Below are 19,123 nucleotides of genomic sequence, written 5' to 3'. Positions count from 1 at the left end.
TCAAATTTACAAATAAAACGCATAGGTCAAAAGAACTAAAATGCGTAGGACGGCAAGGTAACGGTGATTTCCGTGCCAATTCCGGGCTCGCTGCGCACCTCAATATGGCCGTGGTGCAGGTCCACGATTTTTTTGACGATCGCCAGGCCCAAGCCGTTGCCGTTATAAACCCGATTGCGGGAGCGGTCGGCCTTGTAGAACCTTTCGAAGATATGGGTTTGATCTTCCGGCGCGATGCCGATTCCCGTATCTTTGACCGTTACGGAAACCTGATGGACGCCCCGCCGGACGGAAATCGCGATTTTGCCGCCTTCCGGCGTAAAGCGGATGCTGTTCCCCAGCAGGTTGATCCACACCCGGTCCAACTGGTCGCGGTCCCCGTAAATCTTGACGACGGGCAGCTCCAAATCGATCGCGATGGATTTGGCGGACCACTGCGGTTCAAGAGCGACAGCCGTTTGCCGGATCTGTTCATCGAGCCGGAACGTGACGGGGTGAAAAGGATGATGCTTCGATTCGAGCGAGGCCAGCTGCAGCAGGTTGTCGCTCATACGGGACATCCGCTCGCTTTCCGCGATAATGATGTCCAGATAGCGGCCCTGCTCCGCTCGGCCCAATGTTTCGTTCTCTTTCAGCGCCTTGGCGAAGCCGCGAATGGACGTCAGCGGCGATTGGATTTCGTGCGAAACGTTGGAAACGAAGTCCTGGCGCATCTCCTCGATTTGCCGAAGCTGCCGCCGCATTTCATCAAAGCTTTGCACCAGGACGCCCAGTTCGTCTTTGCGCCGCGCTTTCAGGTCGCTGCTGAAATCCCCTTTGGCCATCCGCTTCGTCGCTTCCGTCATTTTGCGCAGAGGCTGGATTAAAAAGGCGGCTTCCACAACGAAAAACAGGCTGCCGCCCACCATCAGGATGGCGATCCCGGTGAGGATCATGCCGCCAATCGGATAACTGAGCCGGCTGTTCGAACTCGGCTCGATAAACATGGCGTAGGTTTGGCCTTGATGGCCGATAGGCAAACCCACATAGATGTGCCCCTCGGTGGTGATTCCCTTTAAGGTCTCCCCTTGAAGCACGCGCTCGACCTGCTCCCGGCTCACGTCGACTGCGGGCTCCGAGCCGTATTTTTCCTCGGACAGGGAGCCGTCGAAAATTTGCATGCTGACCATATTCGTCAGATCCTTGATGTCGTCCATTACGAGGGCCCTGCTGTCGTACCCGACCCGATCGAAAATCCGGATCAGGCTTTGGCCCAGCATAATCAAGTAGTCCTGGGTTTGATCCCGGATCTCGCGCTGGTACAGATAGCCGATCACCATCATGGAGGTCATCAGGCTGACGAGAATGGCCACCAGAAACATCACGACGATGCGGACGTACAGCGATTTAATCATTTTTCCACCACAAGCCGGTAGCCGAGTCCGTATACGGTGGCGATATGAAAGCCGCCTCCCGCCTGGTCGTTTGCGGGAAAGCGTTCGCGCAACCTTTTAATATGGACGTCGACCGTGCGGTCATCTCCCGTATAGTCCGGGCCCCAGATTTGTTCAATCAACTGCTCGCGGGTAAAAATCTGCCCGGGGTAGCTTCCGAGCTTGAACAAGAGCTCGAACTCCTTGGGCGGGAGCGTAAACTCTTCGGACCCGCGGATTACTTTATAGGTTTGGCGGTCCAGCAAAATATTCCCCAATTGAACGTTTTGGGAAGAAGCGATTTTGTAACGCTTAAGCAGCGCTTTGACGCGGGCCACCAGCTCGAGCGGCTCAAACGGTTTCACGACATAATCGTCGGCGCCCAGGTTAAAGCCTTTGATTTTTTGCCCGGTCTCGCCCTTCGCGGTAACCATGAGCAGCGGCGTATCCGGGTACAGGCGGCGCAGCTCGGCGCACAGCTCCCAGCCGTCCATGACCGGCATCATGATGTCGAGCACAACCAGATCGACCATCACCTGCTCCATCATTTCCAGCGCCACGGCGCCGTTTTCGGCCTGGAGCGGACGGAATCCCTCATTGGATAAATAGAGACAGATCAGTTCGCGTATATGGGGATCGTCATCGACGACCATAATGGTGGCCATAGGCTTTATTTTCCTCCTTATGTGACTGGTAATAGTGAGTTAAAGTATGTATGATCTAAGGCGACCGGCATAGCCACCGTCAATGATAGATTAACAGTTTTATGCAGAGGCGTTCAATACTTACCTTCGGCTTCCCGGATAGCTGATGCCGCCGATGATATGGTAAGATAGAGGAAGATGAAAGCCATGACCGAAAGTTTGGGGGTGAACCTGCGTCATGCAAGGCAAAATTTTGGTAGTGGACGATGAGAAACCGATTGCGGATATTTTAAAATTCAATTTGGAAAAAGAGGGCTACGAGGTCATTCTCGCCTTCGACGGCATCGCCGCGGTGGAGCTGGCGTTCTCCGAGCAGCCGGACCTCATTTTGCTCGATTTGATGCTGCCCGGCAAAGACGGCATGGATGTGTGCCGCGAGGTGCGGGCGAAGCTGGAGACGCCGATCATCATGCTGACGGCCAAGGATGGGGAGATCGACAAGGTGCTGGGGCTGGAGCTTGGTGCAGACGATTATGTGACCAAGCCGTTCAGCACGCGGGAGCTGCTGGCCCGGGTCAAGGCGCAAATGCGGCGGCGGCAGAAGCCGGCGGTTCAAGACGGCGCCGAAGACGCGAAGCAGGGCATCAGCCTGTTCGAGCTGTTCATCGACACGGACATGTATACGGTGCATAAGAACGGCGAGCCGCTGGATTTGACCCACCGGGAATTCGAGCTGGTGCATTACCTGGTCAAAAACGCCGGCAAAGTCATGACCCGCGAGCATTTGCTGCAGGCGGTGTGGGGGTTCGAATATTTCGGCGACGTGCGCACGGTCGATGTAACGATCCGGCGGCTGCGCGAGAAGATCGAGAAGGACCCGAGCAAGCCGGAGTATATTTTGACCCGGCGGGGACTAGGTTATATGATGCGCAGCTCCAAGGCGGGTGGATTCTAAGCGATGAATCTGCCCTCCTTTTTTCGCACGATCCAGGCCAAGCTGATCATTATTTACGTGCTGCTGATCCTGATCGCGATGCAGCTGATCGGGGTTTATTTCGTGAGCGCGATGAAAACCTCGCTGACCAGCAATTTCAGCAAAGATCTCAACGAGCGGGCGGAGCTGATCTCCGTGCTGGCGGCGCAAAACCTGGGCGTGTCCGGGGAGTCGGCGGAGGAATCGCTGGAAAATCTCCGCGTGCTCGTCAACAATCTGTTCAGCATTAACGGGGCGGAGATTCAAGTGCTCGACGCCAGCGGCAAGGTGCTCACGACGTCCAAACCATCGCACGCCGATTACGTTGGTACGAAAAATACGCAAACCGTGGTCAGCCGGGCGCTGCAAGGGATCCGGGACAACGAGGAATATATCATCGACGATGACAACGTCCGCAAGAAGGTGGTCGCTAAACCTGTCGTCAGCGGCGGAAAAATCGTCGGCGCGATCTACATCGCGGCTTCGATGACCGAACTGTACAGCACGATGGAGCGGATTAACAACATCTTTATTTCCGGGATTTTGCTGGCGCTGGGCCTGACGGTGGTGCTTTGCGTCATCCTGGCGCATACGATCACGTCGCCGATCAAGGAGCTGACGCGGCGGGCCACGGCGGTGGCGGAAGGGGAGTTCCACCAGAAAATGGCCGTGCTAGGCAACGACGAAATCGGCCAGCTTAGCAAGGCGTTTAATTATATGACGAGCCGGCTGCGCGACGCGCTGGCGCAAAACGAAGAGGAGAAGGAGAAGCTCGCTTCGATTCTGACCAACATGAGCGACGGGGTGATCGCGACCGATGAGACCGGCCGGGTCATCCTGATGAACCGGCGGGCCGGCGAGATGCTGCAGGTCGAAGACCGCCCGGCCCTCGGGACGGACATCATGTCGCTGCTCCATTTGCCGCCCGAGGAGCAAGGGGTGCTGGAGCAGGGCGCCATGCATTCGACGATTCTGGAGAACGACGGGCCGGACGGCAACATGTACCTGATCCGGGTGACGTTTACGCCGATTCACCGGCGGGAAATCGGAATCATCGGCACGATCGCGGTGCTGCAGGACGTCACGGAGCAGGAGAAGCTGGAGGCTTCCCGGCGGGAATTCGTGGCCAACGTGTCGCATGAGCTGCGCACGCCGCTGACGACGATCAAGAGCTACACGGAGGCGCTGGAGGACGGAGCCCTGCAGGACCCGGAGCTGGGTCCGCGGTTCACCGCCGTCATCCAGAACCAAACGGAGCGGATGATCCGCCTTGTCACCGACCTGCTGCACTTGTCGCGGCTCGATTCCAAGGAAGCGCAGCTGCGCAAGCAGCCGACCAGCGTGATGGAGATGCTGGAGGAAGTGGCCGACCGGTTTTCTTTTCAAATGCAGGAAAAAGAAATCAAGCCGACGCTGTTCATCGCCAGCGATGTGGACACGGCCTGGATCGACCGGGACCAAATCGACCAGGTGCTGGACAACCTCATTTCGAACGCGATGAAATACACGCCGGAAGGCGGTGCGATCGCGCTGGAGGCCCGCAAGAGCGAAGACGGGCAGCTGGCCATCTCGGTGCAGGATAACGGGATCGGCATCCCGAAAAAGGATCTGGACCGGATTTTCGAGCGGTTTTACCGCGTGGATAAGGCGCGTTCGCGGAATATGGGCGGCACGGGCCTTGGCCTGTCGATTGCCCGGGAAATTGTGAAGGCGCACGGGGGGACGATCTCCCTGCAGTCGGAATTCGGCAAAGGCACGAAAGTCACCTTTACGCTGCCGATGGACCCCCAAGGAGGCGAAGCGAGATGAAAGAGAAGGTCAAATCGCTGACGCTGGCCTTGCTGGTAGCGTGCAGCCTGATCCAAAGCTATTTTCTGATTTACCAGCTGCCGGGGAGCAACCCGGTCGTCAAATCGAAAAGCGACTATATTCGCACGGAAAATATGGGGACCGCCCTGAAAAGCGAGGACATGCTGTATCCGGCGCAGATCGCGGTGCATCTGGGCAAGGAGCGGCATACCGTTTTTTACCCCGATTCGACGTTTTACAACTTGATTTATTCGCGGCTGAAGGTCCGGCAATTTGACGGATTTCAGCGCCATGCGGTGCAAAATTTCGACTGGTCCGCGATCCGCGGCGCGCATGTCGGCATCGAGCTGGAGTTCGGGGACGGCATTCCGGTCGAGCTGCTGCAGAAAGTGATGCAGATTGCTCCCGATCCGCTGTTCGACGCGGAAACCGTCAGCCGGCTGCTCATTTACAACACGGGAACCGAGGACCAGGTGCGGGTGTTTTTCTTCAGCTCGCAGGGGGATGTCGTCTATGAGGCGACCAAAGCCGACCTGACGGTGCAGGACGTGCAGCAGCAGGCTGACTTCGGCAAAAATTGGGTGTCGTACACGTTGACGGAGGATGGCTACTATCTTCCCGAGGAGCCGGTCGAGCTGGTGGAAACGGGCCTGAATATCGGGGTGTATTCGACCGAACAGATGCAGCGCAGTCTCTTTTTCGACCCGAGCATTACCCGGTATATCCGCGAGAAGGACAGTTCGGAAATTTACACGGACAGCAAGCGGAGCCTGCAGGTCAAGCAGGACCGGAACTGGATCAACTACACCGATCCGGCGGCGCCTTCGGGCGGCGAGAACAGTCCGAGCAAAAACGTGCTGTCTGCCGTGGACTTCGTCAACCAGCACGGCGGCTGGAACGGCAAATACCGGCTGGCGCAGACCGACGGCTTGAATGAAGACGAGCCTAGGGTTGTTTTTCAGCAGTATTACGGAGTCGGGCAGTACGGCGCTTTTCCGATCCTCGATCTGCCTTCGTTCCATTATGGAGCGATTTCGCTGGAAATGCGCCAGGGGACGATCACCGGTTACGAACGGTCGCTCATCTACAGCGCGGGCGGCAGCTGGGAGAAGAAGGTCGTCTCGCTGCCCGGCGGCAAAACGCTGCGGGAGCAGATCGCGAAGCTGCAGACGGGGGCGGACATCGCCCGCCTGTACCCGGCCTATCTGCCGTCCTTGTCCGAGGACGGGCTGCTGCTTACGCCAACTTGGGCGGCCGAACTGAGCAACGGAGCGATCCGGGTGCTGAGGTAGAGGCGGGGGTTGGCCGGGCAGGTGTGGAGATGTGGCGATTGTGGCTTGAGTCGTGGGGCGGGAACGCCCGGACAGCGCGAATGCCGGAGAATCTGGATGCCGGAGCGCCTGAATGCCGGAGCGCCGGAGTACCTAAATGCCGGAACGCCCGGAATGAACGTTGCTAGCCGGCGGGTCTGATCGCATGGAGGCTAACGGACCTGGGCGACCTTATTTGCCTGAAAAAACGCCGTTTCCATTCCTAACGGACAGGAGAGCCCTTATTTGCTCGAAATAGGCCGGTTTTGGGCACATTTACGCCGAATAAGGTCTGTGGTGTCCGTTACACCTTGAAAAATGCTGATTTCACCGAAATAGGGGCGCTGGTGTCCGTTAGATAACTCAGCATGTACGCCGGCTGGTGTTACGGTTGCACGAATGGTTTGCATGAACGCACCTGTACACGTTTTTTTCGAATGGTTCTACTAGATTAGATTTGCGACTTTAACGAAAGGGGGGATGAATCATGGATTGGGGCCGGGCGAAAAATGTGCTGATTTACGCGTTTTTGCTGCTGAATCTGGTGCTTGGCTATCAGTTGTGGAACGGTGTGCGGGAACAGAGGGACTCCAATCTGGATATCACCTCCCTGGAGAACAACACGCAAAGAATGATGGATGAGAAGCAAATCCGCGTGCTGGCGAAAATTCCGACGGAGACGCCGGAGCTGGCCAAAATCGCCTACCGCTTCGTGGATGGGGATCAGCGGGGCAAAACCGTGGATTTGCCCGCGCCGGTGGACAGCAAGCTGATTTTTTCGCCGCGCGAGCTGGCCTCGGCGTTAAAGAACACGCTGCCGGATATCGACCAATACCGGTATGACGAGGTGGCGAGCAGCGCGGACGTGTTTGTTCTGCATCCGCTCGTCGATGGCAAGTGGCCGCTTTTTAAAATCGAGATGAAGCTGTTGGGCAGCAACCAGAAGATCATTTCGTACCAGCGCCAGGCGATCGAAATCAGCTATCCCGAGGAGGAGAAGCCGCAGCGGGTGCTGTCGGCGTCGAAGGCGTTGGGCAATCTGATTGAGAACTTCCTGCCGGAAGGGTCGGTCGTGACGGAAATCGAGCTGGGATACTATGGGGAAGTGTTCGATTCGGACGCGCATCTGCCGGCCGCCCCGGCCTGGCGGTTTATGCTGGAGAGCGGCAAAGAGTATTACGTGCAGGGCATCAGCGGGGACGTTATCAGTCCGAACACAGAGAAGACAAAGGAGTAATGGGAGATCATGGGGATACGTTTTTCGGTGCTGTCGAGCGGTTCGACAGGCAATGCAACGCTGGTCGCGAATGGGGAAGTCACGCTGATGATCGACGCGGGCTTCAGCGCGAAGCGGGTCGACGAGCTGATGATGGAGCGGGGAGTGACCGGGCAGGAGCTGTCCGGCATTTTGGTTACGCATGAGCATTCCGATCATATCAAGGGCTTGGGCGCGGTAGCCCGGAAGTACAATCTCCCGGTTTACGCCAACGAAAAGACGTGGGCCGCCATGGACAAAGCGATCGGGGCGATCCCGGATGAGCAGCGCTGCGTGCTGGGCACGGGGGAAACGCGCGACTTCGGCTCGCTGCGGGTGGAGTCGTTTGCGATTTCGCATGACGCCGCCGAACCGGTGGGCTACAGCTTTTACGACGGCAAGGAGAAGCTGAGCGTGTGCACCGACCTCGGGTATGCCAGCGACAAGGTGAAGGAAGCGATCTGCGACGCCGACGTGCTGGTGCTCGAAGCAAACCACGACATTGAGATGCTGCGGATGGGGCGTTACCCGTGGAACATTAAGCGGCGGATTCTTGGCGATCTCGGGCATTTGTCCAACGACGCGACCGGCGAGCTGATGAGCGAAATCCTGAACGGCCGCTTGAAGCGGGTGTATCTGGCTCACTTAAGCCGCGAGCATAATATGCTCGACCTGGCCAAAATGTCCGTGCGCGGCGCCATGGAGGACCGCGGCTGCTTCTACAAGGACAGCGAGTTCAAACTCTGCGACACGTATTACGACCGCCCGACGCCCTGGGATGTGCTGAAGGAGCGGTGATTGTCTATTTTTTATATTGAGAGGGGATTGTGGCCAATATTCCGCCTTACCCGAAGGATATTTTTCGTGAAGCTCTGTCCAGGGGCTGGATTGAGGATACCGTTTTATGGGAAGATATAGTATACGACCGCAATACGACTACTCATCAATATTTTGAAGCAAAAGCCGATTCCGTGTATGTACGCATTATCAAAAGATATCTTGAAGAATTTAAAAATTTGCGGCAAGTACTGAAGGAGTATGTGGAAAATGCCCTTTGATATTCCTGATCGGATTTATCGCAGATTACTGGAGGTTTGTAAGTCCAGCGGATTATCGAACGTTTATATTTTCGGTTCCAGGGCCAGAGGCGATAGTACGGCCAGTTCGGATATCGACTTGATGGTGGAACAAGAGCTTCCTCCCCATGTAAAAAGCGCTTTTGATGATGCGGCAGGTTTTCTGAAAATAGATATCGTCGAATTACCGTTCGTCGACAACGAGTACTTATTGGAGAGTATACGTAAGGACAAGGTGTTATTTTATCCGGAAAAATAGAAAGAGAAGGCCTCCCGTACGTCATTGAAAATGACAGGGGGGCCTTTTTGGCTTCTGTGCTAACGGTTGGAATAAGGCCGATGGCAACCGTTACAGCTTGGAAATCTCCGTATTTACCCAAATAGCGCCGCTCAGAACCGTTAGATTTTCGCACTCAAACGCGATTTCGGTTTTGAACCTCAAAAATCCGGCTATTTTTTGCAAAGATGCTTGAAATGTAGAAAATTCCAATTCAGGTATTGACTTGTCCTGATTAGGGATGGTATTTTTAGGAAAGAAACCGGTTTCCCTGAATTATGTAAGCGTTTTATTGTTTGTCTGCCATACTGCCTCTGGCGGCTGTGCACCCGCTTTATGCAGGCTCTAGGCAGGCTCGGCTCCCAAAGATCGGCAGAACATTTGAGAGGAGAGATAGGACAATGAAATCGCAGTTCAAACGTTTGACCTCCCTGGCGCTTTCGCTGAGTCTGGCGTTGGGGATATCGCTGCCCGCATGGGCGTCATCCGATACCAGTGTGGACAACAAGGTCAACTTCAGTACGGACGTCATTTATCAGATTGTGACCGACCGCTTTGCGGACGGGGACCAGGCCAACAATCCGGCGGGGGATGCGTTCAGCGGCGACCGATCCAATTTGAAGCTCTATTTTGGGGGAGACTGGCAGGGGATTATCGACAAGATTAATGACGGCTATCTGACCGGGATGGGCGTTACCGCCCTTTGGATATCCCAGCCTGTGGAGAATATCACCTCCGTCATCAAGTATTCCGGCGTTAACAATACGTCTTATCACGGCTACTGGGCAAGGGATTTTAAGCAAACGAACGACGCTTTCGGGGATTTTGTCGATTTTCAAAATCTGATTGATACGGCTCACGCCAATAACATCAAGGTCGTGATCGACTTCGCGCCCAACCATACGTCTCCGGCCGACAGGGACAATCCCGGCTTTGCGGAGAACGGTGCGTTGTACGATAACGGTGCGCTGCTCGGCACTTACAGCAATGATTCGGCCGGCCTATTTCATCATAACGGGGGCACCGATTTTTCCACGATTGAAGACGGCATCTACAAAAACCTCTATGACTTAGCGGATATCAACCATAACAACAATACGATTGACGCTTATTTTAAAACCGCCATTGATCTCTGGCTCGACATGGGCGTGGACGGGATTCGCTTTGACGCGGTGAAGCATATGCCCTTCGGCTGGCAAAAAAGCTTCGTTTCCTCGATTTACGGCGGTGATCATCCGGTATTTACGTTTGGGGAATGGTATCTTGGCACGGATCAAATCGACGGGGACAACATTAAATTTGCCAACGAAAGCGGCATGAACCTGCTGGACTTTGAATACGCGCAGGAAGTGCGCGAAGTGTTCCGGGACAAAACGGAAACGATGAAGGACCTCTACACGGTGCTGGCCAGCACGGAGTCGCAATACGATCACATCAACAATATGGTGACCTTCATCGACAACCATGATATGGACCGGTTCCAGGTTGCCGGCGCCGGTACGCGGGCGACTGAACAAGCGCTTACGCTGACGCTGACTTCCCGCGGGGTGCCTGCCATCTACTACGGCACGGAGCAGTACATGACCGGCGATGGGGACCCCAACAACCGGGCGATGATGACTTCGTTTAATACCGGGACAACGGCTTATAAGGTGATCCAGACTTTGGCGCCGCTGCGTAAATCGAATCCGGCCATCGCTTACGGGACGACGACGGAGCGCTGGGTCAACAACGATGTGCTGATTTTTGAGCGCAAGTTCGGCAGCAGCGTCGCTTTGGTTGCGATCAATCGGAGCACATCCGCATCTTATCCAATTTCGGGCCTGTTGAGTTCGCTGCCGGCGGGGACTTATTCGGATGAGCTAGGCGGACTCTTAAACGGCAATTCCATCACGGTTGGCAGCAGCGGTGCCGTCACCAACTTTACGCTGGCGGCCGGCGGAACGGCGGTATGGGAGTACACAGCGTCCGAAACGTCGCCGGCGATCGGCAATGTGGGTCCCACCATGGGCCAACCGGGGAACACGGTGACGATTGACGGCCGCGGTTTTGGAGGCACGGCGGGCACGGTCTATTTCGGCACGACAGCGGTGGCCGGATCCGGCATCGTAAGCTGGGAAGACACACAGATTAAGGTGCTCGTACCGAACGTCACGGCCGGTAAACCGGGCGTTTCGGTCAAAACATCGTCCGGCACCGCCAGCAATACATTCACTAGCTTTAATGTTCTGACGGACGATCAGGTCACGGTGCGTTTCCTGGTCAACCAGGCCGCCACCGATTACGGAACAAACGTTTATCTTGTCGGCAACGTCGCCGAACTCGGCTCCTGGGATCCGGACGAAGCGGTTGGACCGATGTACAATCAGGTGATCGCGAAGTACCCGACCTGGTATTACGATGTCAGCGTACCGGCGGGGAAAAAGCTGGAATTTAAGTTTATTAAGTCGAACGGCAGCACGGTTACTTGGGAAGGCGGGGGCAATCATACGTACACGACGCCGGCCAGCGGCGTAGGGACGGTGACGGTGGACTGGCAAAATTAAGCGGCCTAAGCAGCCGGAGCGAGTTGCATCCGGAAAAAGAAGCGGCGGCTGCCAGTTAAACCCAGCATGTAAAACGTGGTTGGGAGGGGTGTGAAGTAGTGGCACGGGATCTCTGCTGCCGGTCAGGGCAAGCGGGGATTCCGTGTTTTTTTGTATGCGCTTAATTTCCTGCTTTTGTGAAGGAGGAGAAACCAGTATAATTAATGTAAATCATTGTATTTTTTTGAGAGGGTCCAATACGATGAAAATCACGATTAACGACATTGCCAAAGCCGCCAATGTGGCCAAGTCAACCGTATCGAAAGTGCTGAACGATGCGCCGAGCATTTCGGAAGCAACCAAGGAAAAGGTTAGGGCCGTTATGCGCGAGATGAATTATGAACCAAGCAGCTTGGCCACGCGATTAGCGAAACAAAAAGGTTACAATGTTGGACTGGTTATCGATCTGTCGCGCCAAAGCGATTTTTTGAATGCTTCCTTCTACGATATTATCGGCGGCGTGGAAAGCGTCATCGGGCCGCTTGATTACGAACTAACGATCTGCAATATCGAACATGTCGGGCGGGAGCGGTTTGTCAGCCGTTTTGTGCTGGGGCGCAAAGTGGACGGGCTGATTATGGACAATTCCATCCTGACTCCGGAGCTGGCCGGGGAGTTAAACGGCTTGAAATTTCCTTATGTCTCTATCGGCGAAATCCCCGGCATGGCCTCGCTGTGTTGGGTGGACATCAACAATCGCCGCGGGGCGGCAATGCTGACCAGCCATTTGTTAGCCCGCGGATACAGCAACCCCGCGTTTATTGGCGGGGAGCGGGGCGATCCGATGTTTGAAGCAAGAGTGGCGGGGTATCGGGATGCGCTTGCCACTGATGAGATACGGGGGAAAAAGGCGGCGGAAGCAGGCCCTCTCGTGCCGTCCGGTATCGTGCTGCCCGGCTATGCCAACGAAGCCAACGGGCGCAGGCTGGTGCGCGAACTGCTTGCCCTGCCAAACGTCCCCGACGCGATCATCTGCATGAGCAATTTGGTTGCTTTCGGGGCCCTGGAGGAGCTTCGCGGGCGGGGGGTGTCCATCCCGGACGAGATGGGCGTCGCCACTTTTGACAATAGGCCGCTCGCCCCCTTCACCACTCCGCCGCTTACCTGCCTGGACATGGACACCTTTGCGCTGGGAGCCGCGGCCGGCGAAATGCTGATGGCGCAAATCAACGAGGCGGAGGCGGCTCCGGTCAGCAGGCGCCGATGGGTGGAGCCCAAGCTTGCCGTGCGGCGCTCCACGGAAAAGGAAATGACTTGATTTGTACGTTGGTTGACAGTATACAAGCAGGCGGGTTATAATTTAAAATTAATCTCAAAACGGACTATTCCGATGTACTATTTGAAACCAGTTTGGCGAGAGTGAAGCAAGATCGCAGGCAATGGGGTTTACAGAGAACGTTGCTCTTCGGGCTGGTTCTTTTGTGTGTTAGCGCGGCAATGTGACAAGCGCAAGAACCTTAGCGCCTTCATGATTTAAGGGGGTCACGCCCGGCTATATTAATGGAAGGTGAGCCGTGGTGGCCGGGAGGGACAATCTCGGCCCATTATTCATTTTGCGCGGTTGCTTACGATGATAAGAAATACTTTCCATTCGAGCCGGCGGATAGCTATTAATTGCAAAGGGAGATGTGCACATGACAACGATATCGAACTTCTTTAAGGAAGAAGCCGCATCGCTTCAGCCGAAGCTTGTCGACATGCGGCGGGAACTGCACCGGCATCCTGAGCTCTCTAATGAAGAACACGAAACGACGAAGCGGATTCGTGCCTGGCTTACGGAACTGGGCATTCGTCAACTCGATCTGAATTTGCCGACCGGCGTGCTGGCCGAGGTGAAGGGGGCGCTTCCGGGACCGACGATTATGCTGCGGGCCGATATCGACGCGTTGCCGGTCAAGGAGGAGACGGGATTGCCGTTCGCTTCGACGGTTACCGGGAAAATGCACGCCTGCGGCCACGATTTTCATACGGCTTCGATGATCGGAGCGGCGGCGCTGCTTAAGGAGCGGGCCGATGAGCTTCGCGGCACGGTGCGCATTCTGTTCCAGCCGGCGGAGGAACTGGCGGTCGGCGCCCGCGCGGTGATCGAAGCGGGGGCTTTGGACGGCGTTACGGCGATTTTCGGCATGCACAACAAACCTGACCTGCCCATCGGTACGGTTGGGATTCGGACAGGTCCTTTGATGGCGTCGGTGGATCGCTTCGAAATCGAAGTCAAAGGCAAGGGAGGCCATGCGGGGATGCCGGAAGCGGCGATCGATCCGGTGGTGGTCAGCAGCGCCATCGTGGGCGCGCTTCAGACCCTGATCAGCCGCAATGCCAGCCCGAAGCATTCCGCCGTGGTCAGCGTATGCAAGCTGCAAGCCGGATCGACCTGGAACGTGATCCCGGACACGGGAGTTCTGGAAGGTACGGTGAGAACGTTTGAGCCGGAAGCGCGCGTCCGAATCCCCGACCAGATGAAACGGGTTGTCGAAGGCGTGGCCGCCGGATACGGGGCCGAGGCGGTGCTGAACTGGATGGGGATGCTGCCCGCGGTGAACAACGAGGCGAATATGGCGGAAATCATGCGCGTGGCCGCCGAAGCGCAGGGGCTACAAGTGGTGGAGGCGGAGCCGACGATGGGGGGCGAGGATTTTGCCCTGTACCAGGAGCATGTGCCGGGTTGTTTTATATGGATGGGAACCGGCGGGACGGAACAATGGCATCATCCGAAATTTACTTTAAAAGAAGAGGCGCTGGCGATTAGCGCGGCCTTGTTCGCGGAAACGGCCGTGCAGGCGCTGAAAACTCTCGGATGAGTCCGGGTTCGCTTACCCGGCAGCTTGCGGAACGAATCGCCAGCTCTGATCCGCTGAAGGATACGCGGGCCCTGGAGGCCGCCCGCGCTGGGGTGCTGGACTGGCTGGCGTCAACGCTGGCCGCAAGGGACGATGCGGGAGCGGACAGCATCGCCGCGGCGCTTGGGACCGGCGCGGGCGGGACAGGCAACGGCCGCTCGTCCGTGCCCGGAAGGCCGGAACGGCTTGCGGCGCTTGATGCCGCGCTGGTCAATGGCTACTTGAGCCATGCGCTCGATTACGATGACGTCCACGAAAGCGTCAGGGGTCACCCGAGTGCCGTTATTTTGCCTGCCCTGCTGGCGGAAGCGGAGGAGCGGGGCGCGACCGGCGCCGAGTTCCTGGCGGCCTATGTCGTCGGGGTTGAGACGATGTGCAGGCTCGGTCTGGCGCTTGGTCCCAAGCCCTACGCGGCCGGCTGGCACAGCACCGCCGTTCTCGGCGCGCTGGGGGCCGCCGCCGCGTGCGCCCGGCTTGCCGGTCTCGACGCCAGCGTGGCCGCCCGCGCGTTAGGATTAGCGGCCACGCAAGCCGGCGGGCTAAGAGTGCATTTCGGCACACAGGTTAAGCCTCTGCACGCAGGTTTGGCCGCGCGCTCGGGCTTGCTGGCGGCGCGGCTCGCGGAAGCGGGGATCGCCGGTGCGGAGGAGCCGCTGGAGGGGCCGCTTGGTTTTTTTGCGGCCCTCGGCGGGGACGAAGCGAAACCGGAGAAGACGACGGAAGGCTGGGGCGAGCCGTGGCAAATCGCCGAACCCGGCCTATGGTTCAAACGGTATCCGTGCTGCTCGGCGTCTCACCATGCTGCGGATGCCGCGCTGGCGGTTCGTGCCGCCCGCGGGGCGGATATCTCGGTTATCGACCGGGTGACCGTCACTTTTCCGCCCGGGGGAGACGCCGCTCTCATCGTCCGCGAACCGAAAACGGGCGTGGAAGGGCGCTTCAGCGTCGAATACGTGATTGCGGCGGCGCTGGCGGACGGGGAGCTTGGCATCGGCACGTTTGCCGATGAGCCCATCCGCCCCGATTTGCTGGCTCTTGCCGCCAAGGTGGAGCGGCGTTACGACGCCGATATCGTTCCCGCGCCAAACGCGATGCCCAAAGGGCGGTTTACGATCGTCAGCGTAACATACGCCGATGGATCGACGCATACGGAGCGGGTGGATTGCCCGCGCGGAGCGCCAGGGCGCCCGCTGACTCCGGAGGAACGAATGGACAAGTACGCGGACGCCGCCCGCGGCCTTTCCGCCGCTTGGCAGGAACTGCCCGGCAAGGTTGGGCGACTGGAGCAGCTGACCGATATGCATACACTGATTCCCGACATTTAGATGCAGTTCAAAAGCCGACTTTTGGAACACTTTTGAACACGCACTTATGAGCACGCACACTTAGGAGGTACACACCATGCCGTCACATGTTATCGATATGATTATGCTGCAAAACAATTTCGGAACCGCGGAAATGCGCCAGGTTTGGTCGGACGAGAACCGGCTGCAGAAGCACCTGGACGTGGAAGCGGCTCTGGCGCTTGCGGAAGCGGAACTTGCGCTCATCCCGGCCGAATCGGCAGCCGTCATTGCCGACAAGGCGAAGGTAGAGCTTATGAATATAGAGGAAATCGCGCAGGAAGTGCTGAAGGTTAAGCATTCGCTGATGCCGACGCTGAAGGCTCTGCAAAATCTGTGCGGCCCCGAACACGGGGAATGGATTCACTATGGCGCGACCACGCAGGACATCGTCGACACCGGGATGATGCTGCAGCTTAAGGAAGCCCACCGGATTATCGTCCGCGATCTGCGCGCGGTCGCCCGCGAGCTGGCGCGGCTGGCGCGCGAGCATCGGGAAACGCCGATGGCGGGGCGTTCCCACGGCATGCAGGGTCTGCCGACCACGTTCGGCTTCAAAATCGCCGTTTTGCTCGACGAGACAATCCGCCATCTGGACCGGCTTCGCGAAGCGGAAGCCCGGGTATTCACCGGCGTGCTGGGCGGCGGCGTTGGCACTTACGCCTCCTTTGGTCCGCAAGGCCCGGATGTGGAGCGGCTGACGATGGAGCGGCTTGGCCTGCAATCGCCGAATATTAGCTGGCACTCGTCCCGGGACCGTTCGGCGGAGTACGCCGGTCTGCTCGGCATGATCAGCGGCACGCTCGGCAAAATGGGCAACGAATTTTACAATTTGATGCGCACCGAGCTGGATGAAGTGGAAGAGCCGTTTACATCCGGCAAAATCGGCTCCTCGACGATGCCGCATAAACGGAACCCGGCGGCGCTGGAAGGGATCGCAAGCCTCACCAAGCCGATCCGCTACAATGCCGCGCTCGTGCAGGAGTCGATGATCGTCGAGCATGAGCGGGACGCGATGTCCTGGCGCGGGGAATGGATCGCGCTGCCGGAAAGCTGCATTTATTTGGCGGCCCAACTGGCGTCCACGAAAGCGGTTCTAACCGGACTGGTCGTCAAGCCCGACCATATGCTGCGCAATTTGAACAAACTCGGTGGACTGTTGCTTTCCGAGCGCGTTATGTTTGCTCTGGCGAAGCCGATGGGCAAGCAGACCGCACATGAGGTCGTTTATGAGCTGTGTATGAAGAGCGTCGAGGAGGACATTCCTTTCCGCGATATTTTGATGACCGATGCCCGCATCCGGCAAGCGGTCGAAGTGGAAGAACTGGAGCGGTTGATGGACCCGTCAACGTATTTGGGTTCGGCTCCGCAAACGGTAGACCGGGTGCTGGCCGCCGCCGAGGCGAGCGGGTGGCTGCAGGAGGAAGAAGCGTAAGCGGGGGAACCGCGGCATCAATGGAGGGAGAACAACATGGCTAATTTTCGTATGGCAACCTTGAACGACGCGCCTGCTTTGCTCGATTTATCGCTGCGCGCTTATGAACCGATCCGCCAGCTCGGCATCAACTTTGCCGCCGCCACGGCGGACCTCGCCCTGGTGGAAAAAAATATCCGGGAAAACCTCTGTTTCGTGATGGAAGAGGACGGAAAAATCGTGTCCACGATCTCGGCCAGAATGCCATGGGGCCCGTCCCCGGGACCGTTCGGCGTGCCTCATCTGTGGTGGTTTGCCAGCGAACCGGATGCAGGGCGGAAAGGGATCGGCCGGGAGATGATCTCCTGGTGCGAGGAAACGATCGTCCGCGATACCTTGAAATCTCCGGCCGTTTCGCTGGGCACGGCGGACAAGCATCCATGGCTGATCGAAATGTACAAGCGGCGCGGGTACGAAATTGAAGGCTCCAAGGATCTGGGTAAAGGCCATATTACGATTTACATGAAAAAAATCCTCATTCCGGGTATGCTAAAGCAAGACGGCGAAAAACGACATTAAGTTGACTAGTCTGATAGGAATATATATAATGAAACTCATTAAATTGTCGAATTTGTCGAAGTAAGAGAATAACATCATGAATGAGGGGGAAAAAACAAAAATGAAAAAAAGATATTTCTTTACTTTAATCTCTATACTTTTGATCGGCCTGCTCGCTACCGCTTGCTCTGGTGCGAATTCCGGAGGGGCAGACGGGAAAAAGGTGCTTCGCGTAGGGGCGACAGGACAATCTTATCCTAACAGCTATAAAGATGGGGACAAACTGGTTGGCTTCGATGTAGAAGTTATCGAAAAAGTGGCCGCCAATCTTGGTTACACCGTCGAGTGGACCAATTCGGATTTCAGCGGTTTAACGGGACAATTGGAGACGGGCAAAATCGACACGATCGCCAACGCGGTTGCGGTGACGGATGAGCGGAAGGCCAAATACGATTTCACGACTCCGTATTCCTACGCCGGGGTGACGATTGTTACGCATAAAGACAACACGAATATTAACACGTTGGACGACCTGAAAGGCAAAACTGTAGCCGGTGTATTTGGTTCGCAAAACGTGAAAAACCTGGAGAAGTTCGATACGAAAGGCGAAATCAAGGTCCGGACATACGAAACCCGCGACGGCGCGCAAAACGATGCGCTGAACAAGCGCGTGGACGGCTACGTGAACTCCAAGGCGTCCCTGCTGGCCGAAATCAAGAAGCAGGACTTGCCGTTGAAATTTGTCGGTGAGCCGTTCCATTACGAGGATGTCGCGTTCCCGTTTGTCAAGAATGAAGAAAATGCCGCTTTGATCGAGCAAATCAACGCCGAGATTCAAAAGTTGAGAGACGACGGGACGCTCAAGCAAATTTCTGATAAATACTTCGGAGAAGATATTACGGTAAAACCGGAGTAATGGCTCAGGTGAATGGAGAGCAGGCGATTCGATATGAATTTTGATCCTTCTTATATTTTAGTGGCGATGGCGGGTGCGATGAAGTACATTCCGATTGCCATGCTTATGGCTGTCGTAGCGATGGTCATCGCCGTGGTGGTCGGGCTTGTGCTGGCGTTCCTGCGGAACAGCTCCAACCGGGGGCTGCGGGGGCTGGCCAGCGTATATATTTCATTTTTCCGCTCCATCCCGATGCTGGTGCAGTTGTTCCTGATCTACTACGGTTTGCCGCAGTTGTTTCCTTTTTTTACGAAAATGGATGCGGTCACCGCGGCGATTATCGGGCTTGGGATCAAGCAGGCCGCTTTCCTTGCGGAAATCTTTCGTGCTGCGCTTCTGTCGGTGGACAAAGGGCAGATGGAGGCTTGTTTAACCGGAGGAATGACGAAGGTACAGGCGTATCGGCGCATCATCTTGCCCCAGGCGGCGCGCAATGCCCTTCCGGGTACGGGCAATGTGTTTATTTCGCTGCTCAAAGAAACCTCGCTCGCCTTCACTTTGGGGGTCGTGGAAATCTTTGCGGAAGCGAAAATGCAAGCCGCCGAGTCGTTCCGGTTCTTTGAGGCTTACTTGGCCGTGGCCTTGATCTACTGGGCGATGATTATCGTGTACACTTATTTGCAACAACTGCTGGAAAAATACTTGGAGCGTCCATACCGGACGTAAAGGTTG

At 56.7% G+C, this 19,123-nt stretch carries 17 protein-coding genes; 15 read left to right on the top strand and 2 right to left on the bottom strand.

What is annotated here, in order from left to right; all coding sequences use genetic code 11:
- Positions 1–35: 35 nt before the first annotated feature.
- Together EHV15_RS07975 and EHV15_RS07970 are read right to left on the bottom strand one after the other, a co-directional pair.
- Positions 36–1,394 (bottom strand): HAMP domain-containing sensor histidine kinase, encoded by a 1,359-nt coding sequence (locus tag EHV15_RS07975; protein WP_128630770.1) that lies wholly within the window; start codon positions 1,392–1,394, stop codon positions 36–38.
- Positions 1,391–2,077: a response regulator transcription factor gene (locus EHV15_RS07970; protein ID WP_128630769.1), complete on the bottom strand. Its 687-nt coding sequence runs from the start codon at positions 2,075–2,077 to the stop codon at positions 1,391–1,393. The genes EHV15_RS07975 and EHV15_RS07970 overlap by 4 nt, the downstream gene beginning before the upstream one ends.
- A gap of 217 nt (positions 2,078–2,294) precedes the next feature.
- Between EHV15_RS07970 and yycF the strand changes: the two genes are divergently transcribed.
- The 15 genes from yycF to EHV15_RS07895 all read left to right on the top strand — a co-directional run bounded on the left by yycF (position 2,295) and on the right by EHV15_RS07895 (position 19,117).
- On the top strand, positions 2,295–3,011 hold the full coding sequence (gene yycF, locus EHV15_RS07965) for a response regulator YycF (RefSeq protein WP_128630768.1): 717 nt from the start codon (positions 2,295–2,297) through the stop codon (positions 3,009–3,011).
- Between the two features lie 3 nt (positions 3,012–3,014).
- Entirely contained in the window at positions 3,015–4,838 is a 1,824-nt protein-coding gene (gene walK / locus EHV15_RS07960; RefSeq protein WP_128630767.1) for a cell wall metabolism sensor histidine kinase WalK, read from the top strand.
- Positions 4,835–6,130 (top strand): YycH family regulatory protein, encoded by a 1,296-nt coding sequence (locus tag EHV15_RS07955; RefSeq protein ID WP_128630766.1) that lies wholly within the window; start codon positions 4,835–4,837, stop codon positions 6,128–6,130. Before walK ends, EHV15_RS07955 begins: the two co-directional genes overlap by 4 nt.
- Before the next feature lie 505 nt (positions 6,131–6,635).
- Positions 6,636–7,385 (top strand): two-component system regulatory protein YycI, encoded by a 750-nt coding sequence (gene yycI, locus EHV15_RS07950; protein ID WP_128630765.1) that lies wholly within the window; start codon positions 6,636–6,638, stop codon positions 7,383–7,385.
- 9 nt (positions 7,386–7,394) lie between these two features.
- Positions 7,395–8,201, top strand: coding sequence for an MBL fold metallo-hydrolase (locus EHV15_RS07945; protein ID WP_128630764.1), 807 nt, complete (start codon positions 7,395–7,397; stop codon positions 8,199–8,201).
- A 29-nt stretch (positions 8,202–8,230) separates the two neighbouring features.
- Positions 8,231–8,461, top strand: a complete 231-nt coding sequence (locus EHV15_RS07940) for a nucleotidyltransferase substrate binding protein (protein ID WP_178075793.1) — start codon at positions 8,231–8,233, stop codon at positions 8,459–8,461.
- Positions 8,451–8,738, top strand: a complete 288-nt coding sequence (locus EHV15_RS07935; protein ID WP_178075792.1) for a nucleotidyltransferase family protein — start codon at positions 8,451–8,453, stop codon at positions 8,736–8,738. Before EHV15_RS07940 ends, EHV15_RS07935 begins: the two co-directional genes overlap by 11 nt.
- Positions 8,739–9,157: 419 nt before the next feature.
- A complete protein-coding gene (locus tag EHV15_RS07930; RefSeq protein WP_128630761.1) occupies positions 9,158–11,302 on the top strand; it encodes an alpha-amylase family glycosyl hydrolase in 2,145 nt (714 codons plus the stop codon).
- Positions 11,303–11,543: 241 nt separating this feature from the next.
- On the top strand, positions 11,544–12,599 hold the full coding sequence (locus EHV15_RS07925; RefSeq protein ID WP_128630760.1) for a LacI family DNA-binding transcriptional regulator: 1,056 nt from the start codon (positions 11,544–11,546) through the stop codon (positions 12,597–12,599).
- A 376-nt stretch (positions 12,600–12,975) separates the two neighbouring features.
- A complete protein-coding gene (locus EHV15_RS07920) occupies positions 12,976–14,142 on the top strand; it encodes an amidohydrolase (protein WP_128630759.1) in 1,167 nt (388 codons plus the stop codon).
- On the top strand, positions 14,139–15,506 hold the full coding sequence (locus tag EHV15_RS07915) for an MmgE/PrpD family protein (RefSeq protein ID WP_128630758.1): 1,368 nt from the start codon (positions 14,139–14,141) through the stop codon (positions 15,504–15,506). The genes EHV15_RS07920 and EHV15_RS07915 overlap by 4 nt, the downstream gene beginning before the upstream one ends.
- A 76-nt stretch (positions 15,507–15,582) precedes the next feature.
- A complete protein-coding gene (purB, locus tag EHV15_RS07910) occupies positions 15,583–16,959 on the top strand; it encodes an adenylosuccinate lyase (RefSeq protein ID WP_128630757.1) in 1,377 nt (458 codons plus the stop codon).
- Between the two features lie 36 nt (positions 16,960–16,995).
- Positions 16,996–17,517, top strand: coding sequence for a GNAT family N-acetyltransferase (locus EHV15_RS37230; RefSeq protein WP_128630756.1), 522 nt, complete (start codon positions 16,996–16,998; stop codon positions 17,515–17,517).
- 100 nt (positions 17,518–17,617) lie between these two features.
- A complete protein-coding gene (locus tag EHV15_RS07900; protein ID WP_128630755.1) occupies positions 17,618–18,412 on the top strand; it encodes an amino acid ABC transporter substrate-binding protein in 795 nt (264 codons plus the stop codon).
- A 33-nt stretch (positions 18,413–18,445) separates the two neighbouring features.
- Positions 18,446–19,117 (top strand): amino acid ABC transporter permease, encoded by a 672-nt coding sequence (locus EHV15_RS07895; protein WP_128630754.1) that lies wholly within the window; start codon positions 18,446–18,448, stop codon positions 19,115–19,117.
- The last annotated feature ends 6 nt before the right edge of the window (positions 19,118–19,123 follow it).

This window comes from Paenibacillus oralis (assembly GCF_003863965.1).
Taxonomy (GTDB): domain Bacteria; phylum Bacillota; class Bacilli; order Paenibacillales; family Paenibacillaceae; genus Fontibacillus; species Fontibacillus oralis.
This window is presented reverse-complemented; position numbering and strand designations above follow the sequence as displayed.